Source organism: Arthrobacter sp. 4R501 (assembly GCF_002929755.1).
Taxonomy (GTDB): domain Bacteria; phylum Actinomycetota; class Actinomycetes; order Actinomycetales; family Micrococcaceae; genus Arthrobacter.
Genome location: NZ_PJIW01000026.1, coordinates 1 through 24003, shown reverse-complemented (window position 1 = coordinate 24003; position 24003 = coordinate 1). Strand labels below are relative to the sequence as shown.

At 62.8% G+C, this 24003-nt stretch carries 20 protein-coding genes and 2 pseudogenes; 16 read left to right on the top strand and 6 right to left on the bottom strand.

The genetic code is table 11. From position 1 onward, the window contains the following. The first annotated feature begins 44 nt into the window (after positions 1-44). Positions 45-623: an adenylate kinase gene (locus tag CXR02_RS20010; protein WP_104063576.1), complete on the top strand. Its 579-nt coding sequence runs from the start codon at positions 45-47 to the stop codon at positions 621-623. Positions 624-774: 151 nt separating this feature from the next. On the opposite strand, the gene CXR02_RS20005 is transcribed toward CXR02_RS20010, so the two are convergent. Both CXR02_RS20005 and CXR02_RS20000 read right to left on the bottom strand, forming a co-directional pair. After that, positions 775-1227 carry a DoxX family protein gene (locus CXR02_RS20005; protein ID WP_058929034.1) on the bottom strand — a complete coding sequence of 151 codons (453 nt, stop codon included), beginning with the start codon at positions 1225-1227 and terminating at the stop codon, positions 775-777. Between the two features lie 162 nt (positions 1228-1389). Then, complete coding sequence (locus CXR02_RS20000; RefSeq protein ID WP_104063575.1) at positions 1390-1887, bottom strand: MarR family winged helix-turn-helix transcriptional regulator; 498 nt, start codon at positions 1885-1887, stop codon at positions 1390-1392. Positions 1888-1990: 103 nt separating this feature from the next. Here CXR02_RS20000 and CXR02_RS19995 point away from each other — a divergent pair, with 103 nt between their 5' ends. The 3 genes from CXR02_RS19995 (at position 1991) to CXR02_RS19985 (ending at position 4370) form a co-directional block, all read left to right on the top strand. Continuing rightward, a complete protein-coding gene (locus CXR02_RS19995) occupies positions 1991-2566 on the top strand; it encodes an NADPH-dependent F420 reductase (protein ID WP_104063574.1) in 576 nt (191 codons plus the stop codon). A gap of 113 nt (positions 2567-2679) precedes the next feature. Continuing rightward, entirely contained in the window at positions 2680-3204 is a 525-nt protein-coding gene (locus CXR02_RS19990) for a VOC family protein (RefSeq protein WP_104063573.1), read from the top strand. Further along, positions 3201-4370 carry a luciferase family protein gene (locus tag CXR02_RS19985; RefSeq protein ID WP_104063572.1) on the top strand — a complete coding sequence of 390 codons (1170 nt, stop codon included), beginning with the start codon at positions 3201-3203 and terminating at the stop codon, positions 4368-4370. The genes CXR02_RS19990 and CXR02_RS19985 overlap by 4 nt, the downstream gene beginning before the upstream one ends. A gap of 933 nt (positions 4371-5303) precedes the next feature. Here the strand turns inward: CXR02_RS19985 and CXR02_RS19980 are convergent. Then, the gene (locus CXR02_RS19980; protein WP_104063603.1) at positions 5304-5582 is read right to left on the bottom strand and encodes an HPr family phosphocarrier protein; all 279 of its coding nucleotides are present in this window, start codon (positions 5580-5582) and stop codon (positions 5304-5306) included. 353 nt (positions 5583-5935) lie between these two features. Between CXR02_RS19980 and CXR02_RS19975 the strand changes: the two genes are divergently transcribed. From CXR02_RS19975 to CXR02_RS19960, 4 genes are all read left to right on the top strand, one after another. Beyond that, positions 5936-6784: an HAD-IIB family hydrolase gene (locus tag CXR02_RS19975; protein ID WP_104063571.1), complete on the top strand. Its 849-nt coding sequence runs from the start codon at positions 5936-5938 to the stop codon at positions 6782-6784. A 233-nt stretch (positions 6785-7017) separates the two neighbouring features. Continuing rightward, positions 7018-8919 carry a beta-glucoside-specific PTS transporter subunit IIABC gene (locus CXR02_RS19970; RefSeq protein WP_104063570.1) on the top strand — a complete coding sequence of 634 codons (1902 nt, stop codon included), beginning with the start codon at positions 7018-7020 and terminating at the stop codon, positions 8917-8919. Positions 8920-8949: 30 nt separating this feature from the next. After that, a complete protein-coding gene (locus tag CXR02_RS19965) occupies positions 8950-10380 on the top strand; it encodes a glycoside hydrolase family 1 protein (RefSeq protein WP_104063569.1) in 1431 nt (476 codons plus the stop codon). 68 nt (positions 10381-10448) lie between these two features. Beyond that, positions 10449-11288: a PRD domain-containing protein gene (locus CXR02_RS19960; RefSeq protein ID WP_104063568.1), complete on the top strand. Its 840-nt coding sequence runs from the start codon at positions 10449-10451 to the stop codon at positions 11286-11288. A 407-nt stretch (positions 11289-11695) separates the two neighbouring features. On the opposite strand, the gene CXR02_RS19955 is transcribed toward CXR02_RS19960, so the two are convergent. Together CXR02_RS19955 and CXR02_RS19950 are read right to left on the bottom strand one after the other, a co-directional pair. Further along, positions 11696-11986 carry a transposase gene (locus tag CXR02_RS19955; RefSeq protein WP_104063567.1) on the bottom strand — a complete coding sequence of 97 codons (291 nt, stop codon included), beginning with the start codon at positions 11984-11986 and terminating at the stop codon, positions 11696-11698. A 130-nt stretch (positions 11987-12116) separates the two neighbouring features. Further along, positions 12117-13507, bottom strand: a pseudogene (locus CXR02_RS19950) (DDE-type integrase/transposase/recombinase). Between the two features lie 294 nt (positions 13508-13801). Here CXR02_RS19950 and CXR02_RS19945 point away from each other — a divergent pair. Next, on the top strand, positions 13802-14296 hold the full coding sequence (locus CXR02_RS19945) for a hypothetical protein (RefSeq protein ID WP_258061142.1): 495 nt from the start codon (positions 13802-13804) through the stop codon (positions 14294-14296). Positions 14297-14606: 310 nt separating this feature from the next. On the opposite strand, the gene CXR02_RS19940 is transcribed toward CXR02_RS19945, so the two are convergent. Next, positions 14607-15407: an alpha/beta fold hydrolase gene (locus CXR02_RS19940; RefSeq protein WP_181037305.1), complete on the bottom strand. Its 801-nt coding sequence runs from the start codon at positions 15405-15407 to the stop codon at positions 14607-14609. 268 nt (positions 15408-15675) lie between these two features. On the opposite strand from CXR02_RS19940, the gene CXR02_RS19935 reads away from it, so the two are divergent. The 7 genes and pseudogenes from CXR02_RS19935 to CXR02_RS23075 all read left to right on the top strand — a co-directional run bounded on the left by CXR02_RS19935 (position 15676) and on the right by CXR02_RS23075 (position 23896). Next, a complete protein-coding gene (locus tag CXR02_RS19935; RefSeq protein ID WP_219816458.1) occupies positions 15676-16431 on the top strand; it encodes a metalloregulator ArsR/SmtB family transcription factor in 756 nt (251 codons plus the stop codon). A gap of 614 nt (positions 16432-17045) precedes the next feature. After that, complete coding sequence (locus tag CXR02_RS19925) at positions 17046-17420, top strand: cupin domain-containing protein (RefSeq protein WP_104063600.1); 375 nt, start codon at positions 17046-17048, stop codon at positions 17418-17420. Between the two features lie 138 nt (positions 17421-17558). Further along, the gene (locus CXR02_RS23085) at positions 17559-18908 is read left to right on the top strand and encodes an FAD-dependent oxidoreductase (protein ID WP_104063565.1); all 1350 of its coding nucleotides are present in this window, start codon (positions 17559-17561) and stop codon (positions 18906-18908) included. 109 nt (positions 18909-19017) lie between these two features. Beyond that, a pseudogene (locus CXR02_RS19915) lies at positions 19018-19545 on the top strand (HAD hydrolase-like protein); the annotation flags it as partial. A gap of 1384 nt (positions 19546-20929) precedes the next feature. Continuing rightward, entirely contained in the window at positions 20930-21958 is a 1029-nt protein-coding gene (locus CXR02_RS19910) for a DUF4192 domain-containing protein (RefSeq protein WP_104063563.1), read from the top strand. An 856-nt stretch (positions 21959-22814) separates the two neighbouring features. Next, on the top strand, positions 22815-23447 hold the full coding sequence (locus CXR02_RS23080; protein ID WP_258061141.1) for an ATP-binding protein: 633 nt from the start codon (positions 22815-22817) through the stop codon (positions 23445-23447). Positions 23448-23515: 68 nt separating this feature from the next. Further along, a complete protein-coding gene (locus tag CXR02_RS23075) occupies positions 23516-23896 on the top strand; it encodes a hypothetical protein (protein WP_258061140.1) in 381 nt (126 codons plus the stop codon). Positions 23897-24003: the final 107 nt, after the last annotated feature.

Below are 24003 nucleotides of genomic sequence, written 5' to 3'. Positions count from 1 at the left end.
CTCCAGGGCGCAGCCGCGGCAACGTCACTACGAAGGGCTTTGCGATGACGAAAATTCTAATTATTGGACCTCCCGGCTCGGGAAAAGGCACGCAAGCAGAATGCATTTCCGAGCGCCTCGGCGTCGTGGCCATTTCCACCGGCGACATCTTCCGCGCCAACGTCAAGGGCGAAACGCCGCTTGGTATCGAGGCGAAGAAGTACATGGACAACGGGGACTTTGTTCCGGACAGCGTCACCAACAAGATGGTCAGTGACCGCCTCAGCAAGTCCGACGTCGAAGGCGGCTTCCTCCTGGACGGTTACCCGCGCACCACGGCGCAGGTGGACTACCTCGACGGGATCCTCGCCAACAGTGAAGAGAAGCTCGACGTCGTCCTGCAGCTCACTGCCGACGACGAGGAACTCGTCCACCGGCTCCTCGGCCGTGCCAAGGAGACCGTCCGGAGCGACGACAACGAAGCTGTAATCCGCCACCGGCTGGACCTGTACCACGAGCAGACCGAGGCCGTTGTGGCCAAGTATGCCGAGCGCGGCATCCTGACCCAGGTTGACGGCATCGGCGGCGTCGACGAGGTAACAGACCGCGTCATGCAGGCGATCAAAGGAGCCCAGGCAGTTTAGCCAAATCCCTCCATGCCTCATTTCACGGCTCCACATGGTGCAAGGAGGACACGCTCAGAATCATCCGATCGAGTCGGTAACCAAGAACGACGCCCGGCACCCGCTTGTGCGGGTTCCGGGCGCCGTGCTTTGTCTTGAGGCTGCCTGCTGCTTAGGCCAGGGCTGCGATGGTGCGGTTCTGGCTGCGGCCGAAGACCAGGGCGTCGATGGAGAACCGGCCTGCCCCGACGATGGCGAGGGCTGCCGCGCCGGCCGCGAGGACGAGCACGAGTTCGTATCCGCCTTTGTCAGCGAAGATGCCGGCCGGCGCGTGGACCAGGAACAGGGCGCCGAGCATGTCCAGTGCCAGGAGGGCGGCCACTGGGCGGACCAGTACGCCAAGAATGATGGCGGCGCCCCCAAGGAGTTCCAGAAAGCCGATGGCGGGAGCAACCAGCTGAGCAGCCGGTACCCCCATCTGAACAAAAGCGGCCTGCGTGCCCGGGATGGTGTATTCAAAGATCTTCTGCCAGCCGTGGGCAAAGAAGACAACGCCCACGGCCAGGCGCAGGACTGTACGGGCGAGATTGGACTGCGTGGCAGCGGGATAGACCGGAGAAGTCATGGGATCGTTCCTTTTGTCTTGGCTTCCTGAAGGGGGCGGTTCAAGCCCGGCCTTCGGAAGTTTAGTTGATGTTTCAAGTACCACTCTAAGGGTCAATGGTTGTTGCGTCAACTAATTTGTCGACTGTGCGCAGTATTCTCTGAGCGGGACTGGCGAGGGGGCTCATGCAGTCACGTCATGACGGCGATAGAGGGGCGCCATCGCCGCATCGGGATCCAGCCTCCCCAGGAGGGCATCGGCGATCCCCCGGAGCTGGCCGAGCTGTTCGGGAGTGAGGGCGTCAATGACGTGACTGCGGACGTTTGCCACATGGCCCGGCGCGGTTTCCAGGATTTTGCGCCATCCATCATTGGTGATGCGGGCGTTGGTTGCACGCCGGTCCTCGGGGCAGGGAAAGCGCTCCATTAGGCCGCGCGCCTCGAGCCGCTTGACGACGTGGGACAGGCGGGGCAGCGTGGCGCTGGTCTGGGCCGCCAGGGCGGTCATTCGCAGGGTCCGGTCAGGGGCTTCGGAGAGCATCGCGAGCACGTAGTACTCAAAACTGGTCAGGTCCGCGTCACGGCGCAGCTGGGAGTCCAACACATTGGGCAGCAGCTCGACCACCGTGTACAGCCGCACCCAGGCAGCCAATTCGTCTTTTGTAAGCCAGTTCGTTTCCATGGTTCCATTCTCTCCGAACTTGGTTGTTGCGACAACTAACTTTAGCCGCTACTATTTAGTTGAAGCCTCAACCAACTGGGGGTTCGAAACGAAGGAGACCGTAATGACCACTGTAAGCATCCTCGGAACAGGCAACATGGGCACGGCCATCGCCGGCATCGTTGAAAAAGGCGGCAACACCGTCCAGGTCCTCGGCAGCGAGGACACTGCCCAGACGGTCACCGGCGAGATTGTCGTCCTGGCCGTTCCCTACCCCGCCGTGCAGGAGATCCTGGCCCAACGTGCTGGCCAGCTCGCCGGCAAGATCATCGTGGACATCACCAACCCGTTGAACTTTGAAACCTTCGACTCCCTGACCGTGCCGGCTGATTCCTCGGCAGCTGCCGAGATCCAGGCCGCGCTTCCGAACTCCAGCGTGGTGAAGGCCTTCAACACCACCTTCGCAGCCACCCTGGCCGCGGGCGAGATCGCCGGGCAACCCACCACTGTGCTGATCGCCGGGGACGACGCCGACGCGAAATCCCGGCTCGCGGAGGTCATCACTGCCGGCGGCCTGCGCGCCATTGATGCCGGCTCACTGCGCCGGGCACGTGAGCTGGAGGCAAAGGGCTTCCTTCAGATCGCCCTCGCGGCCGGCGAGAAGATCTCTTGGACTGGAGGATTCGCCGTCCAGGCCTGACCCGACGGTCAGCCCAACCCCGCAGCATCGCATCACCGGCAGCCGCCCCGCCTTCATTCTGGCCGGCTCCCGAGGCACGCTCATGGCCCCAAATAGAGAAAGAATTACCTCCGATGCCAGTCTCCCCCGTCCGGCTGAACCACGCCGTACTATTCGTCACCGACCTTGACCGGGCCGAGCGCTTCTACACCCACGTCTTCAGCATGGAAGTGGTCGCCCGCGAACCGGCTGCGAACGCTGCATTCCTGCGGCTGCCCCGCTCCGGCAACCACCACGACCTCGGCCTCTTCGGCTTAGGCGCCGCCGCGGCGCCTAAGGTGCGTGGCGGCGTCGGGCTCTACCACCTCGCGTGGCAGCTGGACACCATCGATGAGCTCGCCGAGGCCCGCCGGACCTTGACGGACGCTGGCGCATACACCGGTCAGTCCAGCCATGGCGCCACCAAGAGCATCTACGGCGCAGATCCGGACGGCAACGAGTTCGAACTTATGTGGATGCTTCCCCGGCAGCATTGGGGCGAGTACGAGAACACCGCTCCTGTCGAGCCGCTGGAGCTCGACGCCGAACTGGCCCGATGGTCCGGCGTGCCCACCGCCGGCCGCATCGCCCCAGCCAGCGCTGAGAAGGACAACTCATGAATGACGATTTCGGCAAACCTACCGTCGTCTGGCACAGCCCGGACGCCCCCGACCGTCCTCTTGTGGTCCTATTGCACGGACGCGGCGCCGACGAGACCGGCATCATTGGCCTAGCCGGACACCTGCCACCCGGACCATCGTACGCAGCCGTCCGCGCACCGATCCCCGCCGGAGGCGGATACGCCTGGTTCGCCAACCGCGGAATCGGCCGCCCGGTCGCGGAGTCCCTCACTCAGACCATGGCTTGGTTCCGGGAGTGGCTCGACCAAACGGCACCCGCGGGCCGCCAGGTCATACTCGTTGGCTTCAGCGGCGGCGCCGCGTTCGCCGGTGGTCTGCTTCTGGCCGATCCGCAGCGCTTCGCCGGCGCTGCAATCCTGTACGGAACGTTACCGTTCGACGCCGGCGTCCCAACCTCACCTGCGCGCCTGGCCGGAGTGCCGGTCTTTATAGCCCAGGGCGAAACGGACACAGTCATCCCCCGCGAACTGCTGGACCGCACCTGGACCTACCTGCTCGGCGATTCCGGCGCCCCCAGCTACGCACGCCGCGACCCCGGCGGCCACGGGCTCACCAACACCACCGTTGCCGAGCTCGGCGGCTGGATCGCAGAGCGGCTGCAGTTCCTCGCCCTCCGCAGAATTCTGCCCTCCGGGCCCGGCAGGTGGGATACCCTTCCCGGCGGGGAGCTTCCGACCCGCCAAGGTTCCCGGCCCGACGTTTCCTGGTCGATTCCCCAGGAGCAACGCTCCGACAACAGCCCCCTCAATATCCGAGAGCAACTCCTCAGCAGCATCACGGCCTTGCCAGGGGTAACCGCCCGTCAGTCAGCCATCTCCGTACCCGGTGCATCTGGCTTCATGGTCGAACGGGGGCCGGGGGCGCCGCTTGATGCGTTCCTCGTGCCACAAGTTGGCGAGTTCGCACACCTTCACCCCGACTACGACGGTTCTCTGCATCTGGCACTGCCGCTGGCGCTGAGCCGCGACGCAATCGCCAAGGGATGGGCCGTCGCCCACCCCCTCGCGGGCATCCGCCTCGCCCGCGGGATGGTTATGATCTACGGGCCACGGAATGCGACCGAACTCGACACCGTCACCGGCATCGTCCAGACCAGCCATGCCTACGCCACGGCAGTGCTCCCCGCAAGCGACGGGAGTGCCTGACGTGCCGCGGAGCCAAGTCCGCAGGCCGCCATGGCTCCCGTGCCATTAGCTTTGGCGTATGGCAGTTCGCACGGTCTGCGAGAGGTGAAGCGCCCTCGTATCCGCGCCGCCAGGGAGTGGCATTTGCAGTGGAATGTACCCAAAGCTCAGATCGTATAGGGCATCAGCGTAAACGAGGGCTCCGCCTGCCCACGTCGGAAACGACGCCCAGAAAATGGAACACGTCGTTGAAGCAAGAGAAAGAGCGGGAGGACTCACGTGATGGCCAACTGGGCGGCCAGCCATCCTAACAACGCGACAGACACCGATTTTCCCTCAGGTCATGTCACCCAGAACGCCAGGACGCATGAACTGATACCAGCCGAAAAGTTGCAGGAAAGGACCGCAATGCACGCCGAGCGGATGCCCGTCCAGGGGCGTGTGCACAATCTACACACCCCCTTTGGCCGGACAAACCCGCGATGCGCGCGCTCTGCTTGGCCCACAGGAAGCAGCTATTGGAGGAAAAGCTAGAAGGAAATTTCCCTAGGTCATGTCGTCAACACAACCCGTAGCCATGAATGAGTGATGGCCAACAAGGGCCATCAGAACAAGCCACAAAGAGGACCGACAACCCAGGACGCCAGCAGGCGGAGGGCCCACCAGCCAGGACCCTAGCCCGCCACCCACACAACTTTACAGGCCACCGCGGCACCAGCCACAGACCGCGGCCACAGTCAGAGGGACCCGCCAGTTCCTGCAACTCGCCCTCGACGCCGACCCCAACTACCGCCGGGCAAGGCTCAGCGACCAAATGATCGGCACCGTCGCCGGCTGGAACATGGACCGGGCCTTCCGCCGCGCTGCAGAAAACACCGTCCGGTCGCTACGCCGCCGGAGGCCACTAGGACCAGCCAATCGCTCGGCGTCGAGGGTCGCCGACAGCACAGCGGACTATTCGGCGTCGTGGTCCGTTTCGAGGATCTTGACCAGCTTCTCCAAGGCCTCTTCAGCGCCGGTTCCCCCGGCCCGCAGCACCACGACGTCGCCGTGGGACGCGCCTAGGCTCATGAGGGAGAGGATGCTGGCGGCATCCAGTGCCTCGTCCGCGGGTTCACCCGCATAGGCGATGGTGACATCGAGGTCCATTGCGCCTGCGGCGTCGGCAAAGATGGCCGCTGGGCGGGCGTGCAGGCCGACGCGGCTGGCAATGGTGGCGGTACGTTCAGTCACCGTGTGTTCCATTCGTTGTTTTTCAGGGACGGGTGGATGCCGGGCGGCTGCATGCCTGGCCCGGGGAGGCACACGGCCCTGCCCTGGCACACCGGTGGTTCCGGCGGTGGTCCCGGGCAGGGTGGCCCAGGCGGAGCCGCCGCTGCTCATGGCCTGCCTTCTGGAAAGGCCGGACCGAGCTGCGGGACAAAAAAGGACCCGAGCACCGGGCACCAGCCCGGGGGTCGGATCCTGCCTGGATGACCAGTTACATATCCACGACCAGTGTGCAGAAGTGGTGCGGTCCGCGTCAAATCCGTCCGCAGATACCCCGGCTGGGAGAAGGCCTGGCTTCACCGGTATGATCCGGAATCATGAGCGCTAAACAGAGCACTATCGGAACTGTCCGCGCTGTCTTCCTCGATGTGGACGGCACCTACGCGGACTACGGCGTCGTCCCCGAGGGCCATGTGCGCGCCGTACGTGCCGCGCGGGCGGCCGGCCACCGGGTCCTGCTGTGCACCGGCCGGCCCGTGTCAATGCTGCCCTCAAGTATTCTCGCCGCAGGCTTCGACGGCCTGGTGGCCAGCGCCGGGGCCTACGTGGAGGTGGCCGGGAGTATGCTCGTGGATCGCCGCTTTCCAGCAGACCTGGCCGCGAGAACGGTCGCGGCGCTCGACGCGCACGACGCCGTGTACATCCTTGAGGCGCAGGAAGCCCTACACGTCCCGCCGGGGGCTGCGGAGCGCTTGCGGGCTATCATTGATGCCCACTTCCGGAAGGCCCCGGAAGGCCCGGTGGGTTCCTCCGCCATTCTCGACGCGGTGCGCCCCACGACAAACCGGACCACGGTGCCCTTCGCCAAGGTCTCCGTCTTTGACTGCCCCGTTGCCATGGAACGCCTGGTGGCGGACATCGGAGAGGGCATTGCCGTCGTCGCCAACTCGGTGGCCGACGACGGCCGGCACGCCGGTGAACTCTACCAGCGCGGGATCAGTAAGGCCGACGGGATCGCGGCCGCCATCGCGCACCTGGGCATCGCCCGCGAGGACACCATTGCGATAGGCGACGGCGCCAACGACCTGGAGATGATCGCCTACGCCGGGGTCGGCGTCGCCATCGAAGGATCCCTGCCCGAACTCATGGCAATCGCTGACCGCACCGCTGCCGGCCCGCAACAGGAGGGCCTCGTAGCCGCCTTCGCCGAACTCGGCCTCCTCTGACCCGAGCATGGGCCGGTCCGTGCAAGGCCGGTCCGTGCAAGGCCGGTCCGTGCAAGGCCGGTCCGTGCGGGGCCGAGTTGCACGTGACCGGAATCACGGCTACGCTTTCCCCAGCAGGCGATGCAGCCTGAAGGATTGTTACTCGGACACGAGGCAAGACCTGAGACACACGGTGACGTGCGTCTTGGGTCTTTTTTTATGCCCGGAAGACGGAACGGACAGAAAGGACTGCCATGGCTTCCGTGAACTACACGACATTGGCCGCAGACATCCTGAAGGGTGTCGGCGGCGAGCATAACCTGGTGGGTGCCACTCACTGCGCGACGCGGCTGCGGCTACGGCTGCGCGACGAGGCGAAGGCCGATACGGCCGCCGTCGAGAAGCTGCCGGGCGTCATTGCGGTCATGAAGGCCGGCGGCCAGTACCAGGTGGTCATCGGCAACGATGTCCCCGTGGTCTTCGCCGGGCTCGGCAAGATCAGCCGCTTCGGCAATGAGGACACCACCCACGAAGCCCCGCCCGAGGGCAACCTGTTCAACCGTTTCATTGAAATGGTGTCCGCAATTTTCTCGCCCATCCTGTGGCCGCTGGCCGGCGCCGGCCTGCTTAAGGCGTTCCTGAGCATGGGCACGACCTTCGGCTGGGTTGCCCCGACCAACCAGACGTACGTGATCCTTTCCGCCGCCGCGGATGCACTGTTCTACTTCCTACCGATGTTCCTGGCCGTCACCGCGGCACGCCGGTTCAAGACCAACCAGTTCACGTCCATGGCTATTGCCGGCGCCCTGGTCTACCCGAGCATCATCGCGCTAGGTACCGCCGGACAGCCTGTTGACTTCGCGGGAATCCCGCTCGTGATGATGAACTACACCAGCTCCGTGATCCCGATCATCGTGGCTGTCTGGCTTCAAGGATATTTGGAGCGTTTCCTGCTGAAGTCCCTGCCCTCCGCGGTTCGGAACTTCCTCACCCCGCTGCTGACCATTGCCATCATGGTTCCGCTGACGCTCCTTACGGTAGGCCCCGCCACCACGTTCGTATCTCAGGGTGTCTCCTCCGGAATCACTTCAATTTTTTCCTTTGCTCCCTGGCTGGCAGGCGCCGTGATGGGCGGCCTGTGGCAGGTCTTCGTGCTCTTCGGCCTGCACTGGGGCTTTGTCCCGATTTTTACCAACGATCTGGCAACCACCGGGCACTCCCTCCTCATGGCACCCCTGCTTCCCGCTGTCCTGGCCCAGGCCGCTGCCATGGTCGCTGTTGCACTGCGCACCCGCAGTGCCGCCCGGCGTGGGGTGGCCGCGCCCGCTGCGCTCTCCGGATTCCTGGCCGGTGTCACCGAACCGGGAATCTACGGCGTGAACCTGCCGCTGAAGAAGCCGTTCTACTTCGGTATCGCCGGTGGCACCGTGGGCGGCGCCATTGCCGCGGTAGGCGGCAGCGCTTCCAGCGCCTTTGTCTTCCCGTCAGTCCTAGCCCTGCCTGCCTTTGCCACGGTCGGAAATTTCGCACTGCTGCTGGTGGGAACGGCTGCGGCAATTCTCATCGCCTTTATCCTGACGTTCGTCTTCGGTCCCCGCGAAACGGCTGACGCAGACAAGAACGGCGCCGATACCCGCCCCGATGCTGAGGATTCTCCGGCGACGGGCCACACCGCCAGCAGTACGCCAGGTCCCGCTCTGCGCAGCATCACCGTTCTTGCCCCCGTTACCGGTGCTACAGTCGCTCTGGCTGATGTCCAGGATAGGGTCTTTGCCTCCGGCGCCATGGGTGCCGGCGTAGGTATCGTGCCCGAGGAAGACCGTGTCTACTCGCCCATCTCCGGCACCGTACAGGCCGTGATGAAGACCGGCCACGCTTATGGCATCAAGTCCGATGAGGGCGTTGAGGTCCTGGTCCATATCGGCATCGACACCGTCCAGATGAAGGGCGACGGCTTCGAAGCGGCCGTGACCCGGGGCCAGCGCGTGGAGGCCGGGGCGCTTTTGGCCACGATGGATCGCGCCAAGATTCGGGCGGCCGGTTACGACTCCACGACGCTAATGGTGGTCACGAACACCAAGGCCCTGACAGCCGTCATACCCGTTGGCGAAGGGCACCTGACGCACGGTACCCCCGCGCTCGACGTCGAACTCTGAACCTAAAGAACGAAAGGACCACCGCAGCTTATGAGCAACGGAACCACGAAGTCCGCTACCGGGCCGTTCCCCGAAGGATTCCTGTGGGGCGGCGCCACCGCCGCCAACCAGCTTGAAGGCGCCTACAACGAGGGCGGCAAGGGCCTGTCCATCCAGGACGTGATGCCCCAGGGCATCATGACCCCTCCCACGGAGGGACCGACGCCGGACAACCTCAAGCAGGTGGGGATTGATTTCTATAACCGCTATGCGGAGGACATCGCGCTCTTCGCCGAGATGGGTTTCAAGGTGTACCGCTTCTCCATCGCGTGGAGCCGCATCTTCCCCAACGGCGACGACGAACAGCCCAACGAGGAAGGCCTGGCCTTCTACGACCGGGTACTGGATGAACTGGAGAAGCATGGCATCACGCCGCTGGTAACCATCAGCCACTACGAGACTCCGCTGAATCTGGCGCGCACGTACGGTGGCTGGACCAACCGCCAGCTGATCGGTTTCTACGAGCGCTACTGCCAGGCGCTGTTTGAGCGTTTCGGCAGCCGGGTGAAGTACTGGCTGACGTTCAACGAGATCAACTCGGTGATCCACGCCCCTTTCCTCTCCGGGGGCATCCCCACGCCGCGCGAGGAACTGACCGATTCGGACCTTTACCAGGCAATCCACCACGAGCTGGTAGCTTCCGGACGGGCCACCCGGTTGGCCCGGAAGATCATGCCCGACGCCCAGATCGGCTGCATGATCCTTGCCCTGCCCGTCTACCCCCTGACACCGTCCCCGGACGACGTCGTCAAGGCCATGGACACGGCCCATGCCAGCTACGCTTTCGGCGACATCCATTGCCGCGGCGTATACCCGGGCTACCTGCTGCGGTACTTCCGCGACAACGGCATCAACCTGGATATCACCGACCAGGACCGCGAAGACCTGCTCAACACCGTGGACTTCGTTTCCTTCAGCTACTACATGAGCATCTGTGAATCTGCGGATCCTTCGGTGGAGACGGGTCCGGGAAACATCATGGGCGGTGTGGTGAACCCGACGCTGGAAGCCTCCGAATGGGGCTGGCAGATTGATCCCCAGGGGCTGCGCGTCGTCATCAACGACTACTGGGAACGCTGGCAAAAGCCGCTCTTCGTCGTGGAAAACGGCATCGGTGCCAAGGACGTCCTGGCGGAGTCCGACGGTGAAATAACCGTGGAGGACGACTACCGGATCCAGTACATGAATGACCACCTGGTCCAGGTCCGCGAGGCCATCGCCGACGGTGCCGAGGTCCTGGGCTACACCTCCTGGGGCTGCATCGACGTCGTCAGCGCCTCCACCGCGCAGTTGAGCAAGCGCTACGGCTTCATTTATGTGGACCGCAACGACGACGGTTCCGGTACGCTGAACCGGTACCGGAAGAAGTCCTTCGGCTGGTATCGGGACGTAATCGCAAGCAACGGTACAGTCCTGCGCTGACCCCGTCCGGGGCGGGAGTCAGCCAGGCTCCCGCCCCGCGTATCCTTCGAAGGCAGGAGAACAACGACGTGGAAATCCTGCGCGTCTTCAATAACAACGTGGTTCTCGCACGCAGCGGCAGCAGCGAGGTGATCCTTACCGGCCGCGGCCTGGGTTTCCAGGCCAAGCCCGGCCAGCAGATCGACCCGTCCAAGGTGCTGCGCACCTTCGTGCCCGAGGACGGCAGGGACCCCGATCACCTGGGTGCCATGGTCGCTGCGATCCCGCCCGAGCATGTGCTGCTGGCTGAGGAAGCCCTCGACGCCGGTCGTGCCGAGATGCATATCCCGGCAAGCACCGTACTATCGGTGGCTCTCGCTGACCACCTCAGCTTCGCAATCAAACGGATGCGCCAGGGCATCGACTTCGACTACCCCCTTCGTGCCGAAGTGTCCCATCTCTACCCCGCCGAACTGAGGGCGGCACGACGCATCCTGGAATTCGTCAACGCCCGTCTTGAGAAGCCGCTGGCCGACGACGAGGCAGTTGCCATCGCGCTGCACCTCGTCAACGCCGCCTTCGCCACCGGCGATCTTTCCTACACCTATCAGATGACGGGCGTCTTCACACAGCTTTTTGAGGTGCTCGACCAGGCCTACGGACGGCCCTTCGACCGCGACACCGTCAATGCGGCCCGGTTTATTACCCATCTGCGCTACTTCTTCGTGCGGGCAGGCTCCGGCAAGCAGCTGGACGAGGGGGCCAGCAAACTACGCATCGCTATCCAGGACTCCTACCCGGACGCGTATGCCACAGCTCTCAAGCTTCAGGCTGTCCTGGAACTCAGGCTTGGCGAACCGCTCACCGAGGATGAGGTAACTTACCTCACCCTCCATGTGGCCCGCATGGTCAATGAAGATCGCTCCTAGAAGGACAGTCGCGTTTATGGGGTATGGCCGCGGGCCTTGTAATGACAGTATCGTGCGCGCTGCTGATGTTTCCGCCGCCAGATCGAATGCCCCAGGATCCGATCCGGATGAAGTGTCCGGTGCCAGACCAGCCGGACCAGCCGTTCTCCGCCATGATGACCGCCACGGTTCCGACCGATACCTCGATGCCGGCGGCGGCCAGTTTCGTATGGACCATACGGTGCCCGAATATCCCGTCCGAGGAATCGAACATGACCTTTACGTCAGCTCCCGGTGCCGGGCCGCCGTCGGGGACTCGTCCGCGTCCAGCCACCGGAAATACGAGGCCCGGGACATGCCCAGCCGGCGGCACATCCATTGGACGGGGAATTGCGCGTTCTTCGCCTGAACAAGGCGGTAGAGATCCTCTACCGTTGTTCTCTGGCGAAGAACGCTGAAACTTTTTTTAGGAAGTCGTTTTCCCTCTCGACTTCACGCAGCCGGGCTTCCAGTGCCCTATATTTCGCTGGATCCACCGGATCGTCCGGCTTGCCCCCGCCCTCCTGTTGGCCCTCATTGTCCAGCCGTACCCAGCGCTTCAGAGCGGTGACGGAAATCCCCAGTTCCGGCGCAACCGAAGCCGGCGAACGTCCCGAGGAAATCACCAACGCAACAGCATCAGCCTTGAACTCATCGGAATAGGTTGGTCGAGCAGACATGGGCACAATCCTTTCAAACTGTGTCTCACATCAGTAGTACACCTCAGCTCCACCACCCGATTGTCGCGGCCCAGCACAGTCCAGGTATGGCCTCCCTCCGGAATTTGAAGGTGAATGAGGCCAGTGGGAGTTAGGCTGCTGCTTTTGTGTGGTTTTTCTCTGCTGGTTTGTTGATCCAGGCGGCGTCGGGGATGGCGAGGATTTTGGAGTCGTTGTTGGTGGTGAATCGTTCGGGTGTTTTTGCCCGTGCGGCGGCGAGGGTTTTGGTGCGTTCAAGGGCTTTGCCGGCGGCCAGTCCGTAGTGCAGATCTGCCGGGGTGTTGAGGGCGATTCCGGTGTGGCAATGGGTGTGATTGTAGCCGTCGACGAAGGAGTCCATGAACGCCCTGGCGTCAGGCAGGGAACCGAAGCGTTCGGGGAACATGGGAGCGAACTTCAGTGACTTGAACCAAGCCTCACTGTACGGATTATCATTGCTGACCCGGGGCCGGGAATGGGACCGGGTGACCTCCAAGTGCGAGAGCAGCGCGGCCACTGTCTTGGACGTCATCGGCATAGTCCGCGTGCACGACTTGCGGGATGCCGTGGATGCCGAAGATTTCCTTCATCATTTCCATGGCCAGTTCGCCGGACTCTTGAGCGTGGACGTAGGCGCCGACAATGTAGCGCGAATAGATGTCGATCATCATGTAGCAGTCGAAGTATTTGCCCTTGATCGGGCCGGCGAGTTTGGTGATGTCCCAGGTGTAAACCTGCCCGGCTAAGGTCGCTACCAGCTCCGGGATGGCCCGGGCCGGGTGGCGTGCCTGTCGGCGGCGTTCCTTGACCTGCCGGTTCTCCTCCAGGACGCGGTAGAACGTGGAGATTGAGCACAAGTAGATGCCTTCATCCAGGAGCCGGGCATAGATCTGCACCGGCGGCAGGTCGATGAAATCGTTCGAGTTCACCGTCGCCAGGATGTGTGCGCGCTCGGCCGCTGAGAGCTTATTTACCGGTGCCGGGGCCAGCGGAGGGTCTTCCGCCGGGGTTCGGGGTTTACGGGTTGCTGTGGCTCTGGAGACCCCGGCAATCACGGCTGCTTCCCTGGTCGGGAAATCCGCCTGGGTCAGGGCGGTGTAGGCGCCCATCAGGGTTTCTTGTACCAGGGCTGCTGCTCCGCGCTTTCGGAGATATCCTCCAAAAGCAGTCGTGCTTTTTCCATAATCGACAACGCAGCTTCGGTCCGTGCCAGCTTGCGTTCACTCACCTCAAGCTGCCGACGTAGACGCCCGATTTCTGCCTGTTCGGCAGTGGGCTTGCCGATCTTTTCCCCGGGCTTCTTGCCCTCCAGGACGCCGGCGTCGCGGAGCTTGCGCCACTCGGTGATTTGGGATGAATACAGGCCCTCGCGGCGCAGGTATGCCCCGCCGCCGGTGCCGTCGTCACAGGCCTGCGATACGCATCCAAGTACGCCAATTTTTGTGCCGGAGTGAGCGACCTTCGAGGGGACGGCCCACCGGCGCGGGGGCCAGCATTGCTCATGGACCCAACTTCCCGCACCGGGGAAATCGTGGAGATAGACATTGGTGATGTTCCTGATTCTCGCCCTACGGATTAGACGAAGTTGCTATGAGCCGCTGGCCTCATCCAACCCTGACACGTAGGGTTTCCGCGGCCAATAGCCTGCCTTGGCAGCTTCTACGAGGACGTCGTAGTGCGCATCCTTGTCCTGCTGGTCGCCCATTCGCCCATCCTATTCAAGATATCTCTTGACAAGACTACCGTTACGGGTATCTTATTCAAGTACCTACTTGAATAAGAAAGGGGGTGGTGGCCGTGTCCACCATCCAAACTCCACACCAGCAACAGTCCCGCCTCCGGACAGGGGCGGGCCTCATGACGCTGGCCGGGCTGGCTTTCGTGGGGTACGCCGTGATTTTTTTGATAATGAACTTCACGGACGCCTTCCTTGAGCTGGGCATCGGACCCGATCAAGTGGACAAGGGGAAGGCGGAGATCGAGGCGTTCAGCCCGCAGCTTTACCACTACATCAGCCATCTGCACATCGCGGTCAGCGGCTTCATCGCTGCGACCGGCCTGGCTGTCGCAGGGCTGTCCTGGTTCGGAGTGCGCCGAGGAGAATGGTGGGCCTTTGCCACCGCGGTTATCGTCCCGGTCGTCGGACTGGCAGTGGCCCTGCCCGCACATTACCCGTGGGGTCTGGCCACGCTTGGTCACCTCGGCCTGATCTACCTCGCCGTCCTCATTTTCCTGGTGGGGGTCGTGGCAGCCTACAGCGGAATGCGGGGCCCCGCGATTACACGCCACTGACACTCAGACGACGGACTGACTCCCTTAATCCAGCCGGGCGCTGTGTCGTGCACCGGGCGAATCAGGTCATGTTGTCCAGGCCCTGCGCGACTCGTGAAAAAGTAAATCACGGACGTCCAGAGCTCTCCCGCCCGGCTCGCTGGGGTCCGCGGCACCATCGTACGCGAAGACGTCCGGTGCAGCTCATGGACCATCGGGGCGTGTCTGGCTACAGTTGCAGCCTCCAGTGCTGGTGCCCTGTCCGTCGTCGTTGGGGTGCTGGTGGAGGTGCCATCAGCAGCACCCCTATACGATTGAGATGGCCGTTCGCTCACGCCGGCTGGGCGCCTTGGGTGCGCGTCAGGTGCGCCCCCAGCGCCCGCTGGAACGCGTCGATGCTCTCGATGTGGTGGGCGTGATCGCCGTCGAGCTCCACGACTGACGCCTTCGGCAGCCGCTCCCCGAGAACATCGACCACCCGCTTGAGCCAGTCGGCCGTCCTCGTCCCCTTGGTCAGCAGCACAGGGCAGGTAATGCCCGACAGCTCCCCCACCGTGCGCTCCGGATGGTCGAGCGCCTCGCCCTGCCAGGACAACGCCATCCGGTGGCTTAGCCATCGGTCCCAGTTGGGGTGCGATGGCGCGTCCCGGGCGGTCTGGACGAAGCCGGCCAGCTCAAGGAACATGGCCAGATCCTCCCCAGTAACCGGGCGACCGAACAATCCGTGTACCAGCGAATTCACGCGCTCGACGTCTTCGAGCCCGTCGCCGAGCTGTTCGAGGATCCAATACGCGGCTGGCTCCACCAGGGTCAGGGAGCGGACGCGATCAGGGTATTCGATTGCAAACTCGAGCGATGACTTGCCTCCGCCTGACCAGCCCACCAAATGAGAGCTTTCGAGACCCAGCGCATCGAGCGTCAGCCGCAGGGCCTCCCGCTCAGTCTCCGCCGTGTAGCCCGGCTCCCCGGGAAGGCCTGCTGATCCGAGCTCGTTGTGAATCGGCTGGATCCGAATCGCACGGTACCTGCCAGCCAGCCGCTCCTGGTGGGGGATCCATGACAGCCACCCCGTGAGGCCACCGGGGATGAGCACGACCGGCTCGCCCTGACCCTGGGAATCATGTTGAAGCACCCTTGGTTCCATAACTCCCTCCGCCTTCGTTCATGACGACGATGGTTTTGCGCAACAGACTACACCCGGGCCCGTGCCATGGCGGCGACAGAAGGACTCCATCATTTTGGTCGCTCATGGTTCGGTGCGCCCTCCATCGTTGTTCACCTCAACTCAGCGTGGGGTCAGGACCAGGAGTCCAAACCATATTCAAGGGAATGCTTGAATACGCCTCCGGAAGGAGATACATTGTCAAGTAGTTTCTTGACTAGATCTGAAGGTTAGGCCGATGAACAAGCCCGGGAAGAGCACCGAGGACATGGACAGTCAGACTCCCATGGGTCACTATCCAGGTAGCCATAAGGCAAAAAGGGAACTCTTTGACGGATTCGCATCCGTTGCCAAGGTCCTTAGCAGCGGAAGGCGGGCGGAGATCGTGGACATCCTCGCTCAGGGCGAGCGCCCGGTTGATGGGATTTCTCACGAAATCGACCAAACGATCGCAAACACGTCACAGCACCTGCAGCAACTGCTCCGCGCGGGATTGGTGAAAACCCGGCGCGAGGGGACCAGAATTTACTACTCACTTAGCGGGCCCGCCGTATCCCGGCTCTGGGCTGCCGTCCGGGAGGTGGCCGGCGAACACCTCGCCGAGCTGGATGAACTTGCCACGTCCTACCTGGGCGACCGCTCAACCATGATGACCATGACCCGCGCTGAACTGCGTGAGCGGATAGGCGATGGTGATCTGATCGTCATTGATGTCCGGCCAGAGGCCGAGTTCCAGGCGGGCCACATTGCCGGCGCGATGTCCGTGACGCTTAAGGAGCTGGAGACGCGGCTGGATCAACTACCCAACGATCGCATCGTTGTGGCATACTGCCGGGGCCCGTACTGCGTCTTCGCGGACAATGCCGTCCGGACCTTGAATCAGCACGGCATCCAAGCCGCACGGTTGGAGGAAGGCTACCCCGAGTGGAAAGACGCAGGGTTCCCCGTGGAGGCTTCCACCACCGACTTGCCTAGGCATGACCATGCTTCGTAGACCATGGCAAGAAAGGGGGCCCCGGCCGCCCGTCCAGCAACTCGGGCTGGAGGCCGGGCAACCGGGACCAGAGGTCGGGCCGCCGCCAGAGCGGTCAAGCGGCGTACCGCCTTAGCCGCCTCCCCGCCGTCGAGGCCTTCCAAGGTTGGCCACCTCAGCGGCAGGCGCCACAATGCGGAGCCTACTCTCTGACTGAAGCGGATCGGTGATGGCCGGCAGACGGTGGATTCGGAGCATGCGCGGAGCTGCTCCAGGGCTTCCGGCGCTACTTTCGCGTGGCTGACGTCGAGGCCTTCCCTCAGATGATTGGTACGCTTCACAACCACATAAATTGCCTGGATGCTTTGGGCTCTCACATGACCTTGGGCGGCCACCTCGGCCTGGCGCAATCGAGGTCAACGCGGACCAGTTCCGCTCAGGGTCGGTCCCGATGATGCGTCGCTAAAGCCAATAGCACGTGTTGACAGCGCCTCAGGCTGAGAGCAACCTGAGAAAGTTCGGTTCAGCCCTTTACGGCACGTCGTCCCGGGCCCCGCCGGGCCTGCATTCCCGGAGCACCAATCGCGCTTCCGGAGGAACAGTTATAAACCACTCCCTGTTGAGGAGAAATGAACATGCCTGCAGTAACTGTCACAACCCTTGAATCAAAGTCCTTCAACGAACCGGATGAGAAGCGCCGTCCGCCAAAGACAGAAGTCGACGTCGTCAACATTGGTGGCACCACGCTGGGCAGGTTCACTTTCGAGCCCGGTTGGCGGTGGTCCGAGACGGTCAAGACCGTGGTCCACACCGACAGCTGCCAAAGCAACCATCTGGGCTTCTGCACCGCCGGCACACTCACGGTTCAGTTGGAAGACGGGACCCGCACCACAATCCACGCCGGTGACGCCTACGCCATCCCTCCAGGCCACGATGCGTGGGTTGAAAACGACGAGACGTTCGTCGGGTACGAAATCATGAGCGCGGCCTCGTACGCCAAGCCCGCCTAGTACACAGTCGCGTTTGTTTCGGCTGCTGTCCTTTCTTGTAGTGGTGCCGGCGGGCGTTCTGTTGGTGTCTTTGGCGCCAGCCGGAGCGGTCCAGGACGTCTGCCGGCTCGGGGATGACTTAGTCTGGAGGATCTCGAGATGCGTGATGTGGACGTTGCCGTCGTGGGCGGGGGCCTGGCTGGCCTGAGTGCGGCCCGCAGGCTGGTGGAGGCCGGCAGGACCGTGGTCGTGCTGGAGGCCCGCGACCGGGTCGCGGGCCGCAGGCTGGGAGGCTTTCTCAGCAACGGTGTGCCGGTGGAGATGGGCGGCCAGTGGGTCGGCGGGACACAGGACGTGGCACTCGAGCTCATCAGCGAACTGGGCCTGGAGACCTTCCCCAGCTTCGATGAGGGCGATGCCTTGATGGTCTTCGATGGCAACGTCGTGCGGTACGCCGACGAGACGTGGGGCCTTCCGCCGGAGTCCGCGATGGAGGTCAGCCGCCTCTGGGAACAACTGGAGGCCTTGGCCTCGACGGTCACCGCTGACGCACCGTGGGAGACCGAGGGCGCGCAGGACCTCGACCGGCAGACGCTGGACGCCTGGCTGGTCGCCAACACTGAGGACAGCATCGCGCGGCGGTTCTTCCGCCTGCTCGTGCCGGGACTGTTCTCCGCGGAGTCTGCGGAGCTCTCGTTCCTGCACTTCCTCTTCTACGTCAAGTCCGGCACCAGCCTCGAGACGCTCGTCGCGACCACAGGGGGCGCACAGGAGAGACGTGTCGTCGGTGGTACCCACCAGATCTCCGAGCGGATGTCCGCGGAACTGGGCGACGCGGTCCGGCTCAACGCCGTGGTCAGGACCATCCGTCAGGACGAGACGGGAGTGCTCGTTGAGTACGAAGGGGGCGCCGTTGCGGCCGAGCGTGTCGTTGTCGCCGTACCGCAGACGCTGGCCGGCCGGCTGCGCTATGTCCCGCCGCTGCCCGCGCTGCGCGACGGTCTCACCCAGCAAATGCCGGCCGGTTCGGTGATCAAGTTCCAGGTCGGGTACAACGCCCCGTTCTGGCGCGAGGACGGACTGAGCGGCTTCGTGATCAGCCTCGACGACGCGTTTAACGTCGTCTTTGACAACAGCCCGGACGACGCCTCCTGCGGTGTGCTGCTCGGCTTCCTCGAAGGCGCCCACGCCCGCACCGCGGGCCTGATGAGCGCCGAGGAGCGCTGCGAGCTCGTCATCGCAGCGCTGGTAAAGTACTTCGGCCCGAAGGCAGCGCACCCGTTCGACATCATCGAACAGGACTGGAGCGCTGAAGAGTTCACCCGCGGCTGTTACGGCGGACGACTCGGCGCAGGCGGCTGGACCCAGTACGGCCCAGCCCTCGCTGCGCCGGTCGGCCGGATCCACTGGGCGGGCTCTGAGACCTCCACGGTCTGGAACGGCTACATGGACGGTGCCATCCGCTCCGGTCGCCGGGCCGCGGACGAGATCCTCCGGGAGCTCTCATGAGCGTCCCGGCCGTCGACAGCCCCGCGCTGGAGATCGACTCGCCAATCGCCCGACACGCCTCCTAGGAGAGCGCCTGGGCATAGCTGTAACTCTTGCGGAGGTTGTGAACAATCCGGACGCCACCGGTCCATCCAGGGCTGGACCGGTGCCCGGTACGGGCTCCGTCGCGGCCCTCATTACCAAGGCCACCCGCCGCGAACCGCACGTTGTGGGCAAACCGAACCCCATGATGTTCCGCTCGGCCATGAACCGGACTCAGGTCCATGCGCGAACCACGGTCATGATCGGTGACCGGATGGACACCGACATCATCGCGGGCATCGAAGCCGGGCTGCGCACGGTGCGGGTCCTCACGGGCGCCAACGGAACTAAATCAAGGCACCACGGCAAAAGCCCGCATCGTCACCGGCAACGACGCCACTACCATCAACCACTGCGACGTCTAACACCCGTGGCCCCCTCCCGGCGCGCAGTCCGCCACCAGGCGCTGGTGGCAGCTTGTCGAACAAGGCTGGAATATACCTGTACCTCAACACGCTATATCTGGGTGTGTTCCTTTGGACGGTCTTCAAACCAGCGGCTTCCGAGACGTAACGCACCCGAGGTTCGGCCACTGCGCGCCAACATTGCAGACTAACCTATTGCAAGTTCTTGGACTGCGGAACCATCCGAGTAGTTCAAAGGTCATGCCGCTACCTTCCAACTTCGACATGAACAGTCGTGAGCACAGGAATAGCAATGGGAAAGGGCAGCCCCTCCCCCCAGCACCGTCCAGGTCATGTAGCTCCGGATGCTCCCCACCATGAATGAATACGAAACGACACCGGCCAAAGCAGGAGAAGGAGACCGGCGGTCATAGGCACGGCGAACAAAAAAAGGGGCCCGAAGGGGCCCACATGTGAACATTTGTGCACACTCAGAGGCCTACAAGCCCCTGAACAGGGAAAACACGTGCCCGAGGTGGGACTCGAACTGCATTCCAGCCCTTACAAACACTGGGCACCCGCGGAAACGTACGTGATCCGGGCCGATACGAGGGCTATAAAAGCCAGTCCAAGCGAAAATACGTTGACAGCGTCAACACGACTAATTCAACACAGAGCAGTTGGAACGGTAGTGACCGGGCTTGCGGCGATGTCCGCATTTTCGGACGCGCTGCCCCTCTGACAACGGGACTCTGACGCCCGGAACGGCAACCGCCGGAATTGAAGCTGCCGTGAGAACAAGATCATCGAAGTATCCCGGAGCCGCGAGAACCGCTGATGTTCGTTCGAGGACCAACAGTTCTTCAGTCGTCAAGATTTCACCTGAGAACACTGCTTCACGGATCATTTCCAGGAACAGTTCGTTGAGTCCCGGAACCTGCTCGGCCCCCACACCTCCCCCACCCGCCGGCGGCTAGTTCTCGGGTGAACAGGGCGTAACGGTATTTCAATCGGCTCCCTGGCCTCCGTCGACCGTCGACACCTGGGCCCAAACCACCACCTCGTGCGCCAGACCCAAGCAAATTGGTCTGCGGGTCGGGAAGCTGAATATCGAACCCGGCGCACTGAAGAAACTCGGCGTCAACGACAGGTGCGGTGCCGAAACGAATACCAGACTGTCGGCCCTCGGGGCGTAGCCCTTTAATCGGTTGGTGTCGATCTCTGGAGCGGTAGATGAAGAGATCCAGCACGTTCAGGAAATTCTGCTCGGGCTGCAAGTCGAAGTCATGCCGCCCGGTTCCCTGGCGTAGATGGACCAGTAAAAGTTCCATCGCTGCTTGTCATTCTGATATGCCCATGATCGCTGAGCGGGTCCTCCGCGCAACCAGGGCGCTACCGCGCCGACCCCGGAATCGAAAACTTCGTCATACGAACGGCGACGCATTACCACCAGATGAAGTTTCCGCCCCCGGCGCCGGTTCCCCAAGTTGCACTCCGGCCCCTCAGCCCAGCGGGTGGTCCCCTACCAGAACGACACCCACAACCAACAACCGCAGAAAACACGGCAACACAAAGGGTGAAGGGAACCAAAGGATCATGGAAAAGCTCACGATCAAGACACCATCAGATGTGCTCAGCTTCATCGGACACACCCTGGGCTTCTGGCCACAGGAAAGCCTGGTCTGCATCACCTTGAACAGCAACGGCATCGGCGCGACCCTACGCATTGACCTCCCCGGCCAACCTGGCCAGGAACTCCCGTATGCACGAACCGTCGCCCACTACCTGACCAGCGACACGACCGCCACATCGATCCTCTTCGCCGTCTACACCAAGGAAACTGCCCACCACGGACAGGCCAAACCGTATGCCGGCACCATCGCCGCGCTTACCGGGGTCCTCGCCGAACAGGGCATCACCATCCGGGACGGGCTCTTCGTCGGAGACGAAACCTTCTCACCCTACGACGACGAACCCTGCACCAGCCTCGCCCTGCCCGTCAGTTCCACCCAGACAAGTGCGATCAACGCCGAATTCATCTACCGCGGCAGCTTCATCGAACCCACCAACCACATCGCCCTCCCAACCACCGGCCAGGAAACAGCCAAGGCCACCGCCGTCGAACACCAAATAGAAAGCATCAGGACCCAACCAACCGACGCAGCGCTCCAGCATGGCCGGAAACTCTGGGCAAACATGCTCGATTCCAAGAACCTCCCCAGCGATGAAGACTGCCACGCCCTCGTCGCAAACCTGCAGTTCCCAGAGATCCGCGACCGTCTCCTCGCAGATATTCCAGGGCTCGACGAACCCATGCAGCAGGTCCTGTTTGCCCAAACCGAGGAGGCGCCGAAGTGGTCACGCATCGAGTGGGCACAACAACTGCTTCTCCACGCTTACACCCGCACAAGCGCAGAGCACTCAGCACCTGTCCTGACGGCCATCGGTTACATCAACTGGTGGGAAGGCAAAGGCAGTAAAGCACACCAATTCCTCCAACTGGCCCTCGACTCCGACCCTGCCTACCGCCTCGCCCGCCTTAGTGACCAAATGATCGGCTCCGGCATCGTGGCCGGCTGGAACATGAGCAAAGACACCGCCTACAAGACCTTGCCGTTCGACTAGCTCTGAAGATTGCAAGTAACTCAAGGCTCCAGCTCGCCACCACCAGCTAGCCATCTCCAGACGGATAGGCCGGATTGACCAAGCCCTGGCCCTCTCAAGGTCATTCCATTGGAACACTTGGTGAGGAAGCAAATGCCTCTTCTGCACACAGCAGGTTGACGGAATCTTCATTATCGGCGTGGCGAAATGGGCCGGGGAGGGGTCTGAAAATAGGCCAATATCCTTTCTTAGACATCAGTCTGGTCAAACGACTTGTTCAACCGACCAAATTGAACTAGACTTGGTCACGTGACCACCTTCACTTCTCCCTTTGAAAGGAATTGATCGACGTGACACGAGAAGAAGCCTATGCTTGTTGCTCTTCGGACTCCTACGTGGAGTTCTATGCTGGCCGGTGGCTTGTCGTTCCGCTTACGCCGGTCGAGCAGCCCTCCTTTTTTACCTGCGTCCCCGGCGATACGCGCTACTGAATCTGGGCACCGGCTCGGGCAAAGTAGCGCACTCCGTGAGGGGAAGCGCGCACCGCAACGGCTTGAGAGACAGATCTGTGCAGCCAGCGGCGATTGGTCTATCTCCCCTAGCCCGGAGCGTGTCGTTGACCGCTGCGACGCAGAAGCTCAGCTAGCCCAGATGCTCGAGTTTAGATTTGCCGGCCTCCAGAAATTTGCAGAGTTGAGCTGGCGGCACTCCTGATAGCTGGCTCTGTGCTTCGCTTCGATGAGTACGAATCCTTGATCTCACCTGCGACCCACGCCTTGTGCGACGCGTCGGTCCAGCAGTTCAAATCTCGGAACCGACGGATTAGTTCGAAACGAATAATCAATTACCCGTAGTTGCCCGGGCCAACTTCATCGGTGTGCACTTTCGGGCCGGTCTGTTCTGGTTTGGTTGCGCCGCACTGGACGAATTTGAGTACGGCCTTCATCTGGGTTCGGGTGCTCCCGGGCTTCTCACCATCATCACCGGGTCCAGAGGCATCGACCAGACCGTCATGCTGAGCGCAGCAGAAGCTATCGCGAAAGAGCACGGCTGGGCCGTGATCTCCAGGACGGCCAATCACAGTTTCTTGGCGAAGATCGGCGACGATATGCTCTGGCTCGTCGACGAGCTAGGGGACGGCCCGCCCACGCGGAAGATCACCGCCTTCTCCGCTGCAGGGTTCGGGCTGACAACTCAGCTCCCCCAAGAACGAATTCCCGACTGGCGTCGGACCGGGGAGGAGCTACTGCGGCTGCTGGAAGCGAAAGGTACAGGCCTTGTCATCACTATTGACGAGATCCACGCCGTCGACCGGACTGAAATCTCCCAGCTGGCCTCCGACATACAGCACTTCATCCGCGATGGGCTGCCCATCGGCCTCATGTTCGCCGGGCAACCTTCCTCCGGCGAGCCGCCAGGATCAACCTTCACGAGGCCGCCATTGCCGAAGTCACTGCCTCCTACCGGGACCTCTTCAGCCAGGGCGATATTGATGTCTCTCCCAACCTGATCAGCGAGGCGGCGGAGGCCACCGAGGGCTACCCGTTCCTCATTCAGCTCGTTGGCTATTACCTCTGGATGGAAGCTGACAAGGCCGACTGGACCTTGGACCAGAACAGCGCCCGTACAGCCATCGCGGCGCCGCAGCGACGGAGCACGCTGGTTGTCGTCGAGGCCGCGCTGTCAGACATCTCCGAAAAGGACCGTGCATTCCTAAATGCCATGGCAGGGGAGGACGGCCCCTCGACAGCTGCCCAGATCGGGCAAGCCATCAAGGGGCCCTTGACAGCTGCTCAGATCGGGCAAGCCATCAAGTCCAAGCCCAACGTGGTCTCGAAGTACCGGAACAGACTTATAGCAGGAGGCCTGATCGAATCAGCGCCGGCTACGGCAAGGTCGACTTCGCCATCCCCGGACTGCGTCGCTACCTTCGAACCGGGTCATGAGTCTGCTGATTGAGCATGAAGTCTGCTGTGACGACGCTATTGACTTCGGTCGCTGAGGTCGCAGGCCACCGCGATCGCACCCGCGCCGATTGCTGCGGTAGCTCGCTCGGCCAGCTCGAG

Coding starts and splice junctions, on each gene's coding strand:
- CXR02_RS19935 (WP_219816458.1), top strand. CDS start 15,676: ATGAACAAGCCCGGGAAGAGCACCGAGGACATGGACAGTCAGACTCCC.
- CXR02_RS19995 (WP_104063574.1), top strand. CDS start 1,991: ATGACCACTGTAAGCATCCTCGGAACAGGCAACATGGGCACGGCCATC.
- CXR02_RS23085 (WP_104063565.1), top strand. CDS start 17,559: ATGCGTGATGTGGACGTTGCCGTCGTGGGCGGGGGCCTGGCTGGCCTG.
- CXR02_RS19925 (WP_104063600.1), top strand. CDS start 17,046: ATGCCTGCAGTAACTGTCACAACCCTTGAATCAAAGTCCTTCAACGAA.
- CXR02_RS19955 (WP_104063567.1), bottom strand. CDS start 11,986: ATGTCTGCTCGACCAACCTATTCCGATGAGTTCAAGGCTGATGCTGTT.
- CXR02_RS23075 (WP_258061140.1), top strand. CDS start 23,516: ATGGAAGCTGACAAGGCCGACTGGACCTTGGACCAGAACAGCGCCCGT.
- CXR02_RS20005 (WP_058929034.1), bottom strand. CDS start 1,227: ATGACTTCTCCGGTCTATCCCGCTGCCACGCAGTCCAATCTCGCCCGT.
- CXR02_RS19910 (WP_104063563.1), top strand. CDS start 20,930: ATGGAAAAGCTCACGATCAAGACACCATCAGATGTGCTCAGCTTCATC.
- CXR02_RS20000 (WP_104063575.1), bottom strand. CDS start 1,887: ATGGAAACGAACTGGCTTACAAAAGACGAATTGGCTGCCTGGGTGCGG.
- CXR02_RS19965 (WP_104063569.1), top strand. CDS start 8,950: ATGAGCAACGGAACCACGAAGTCCGCTACCGGGCCGTTCCCCGAAGGA.
- CXR02_RS19985 (WP_104063572.1), top strand. CDS start 3,201: ATGAATGACGATTTCGGCAAACCTACCGTCGTCTGGCACAGCCCGGAC.
- CXR02_RS19970 (WP_104063570.1), top strand. CDS start 7,018: ATGGCTTCCGTGAACTACACGACATTGGCCGCAGACATCCTGAAGGGT.
- CXR02_RS20010 (WP_104063576.1), top strand. CDS start 45: ATGACGAAAATTCTAATTATTGGACCTCCCGGCTCGGGAAAAGGCACG.
- CXR02_RS19975 (WP_104063571.1), top strand. CDS start 5,936: ATGAGCGCTAAACAGAGCACTATCGGAACTGTCCGCGCTGTCTTCCTC.
- CXR02_RS19990 (WP_104063573.1), top strand. CDS start 2,680: ATGCCAGTCTCCCCCGTCCGGCTGAACCACGCCGTACTATTCGTCACC.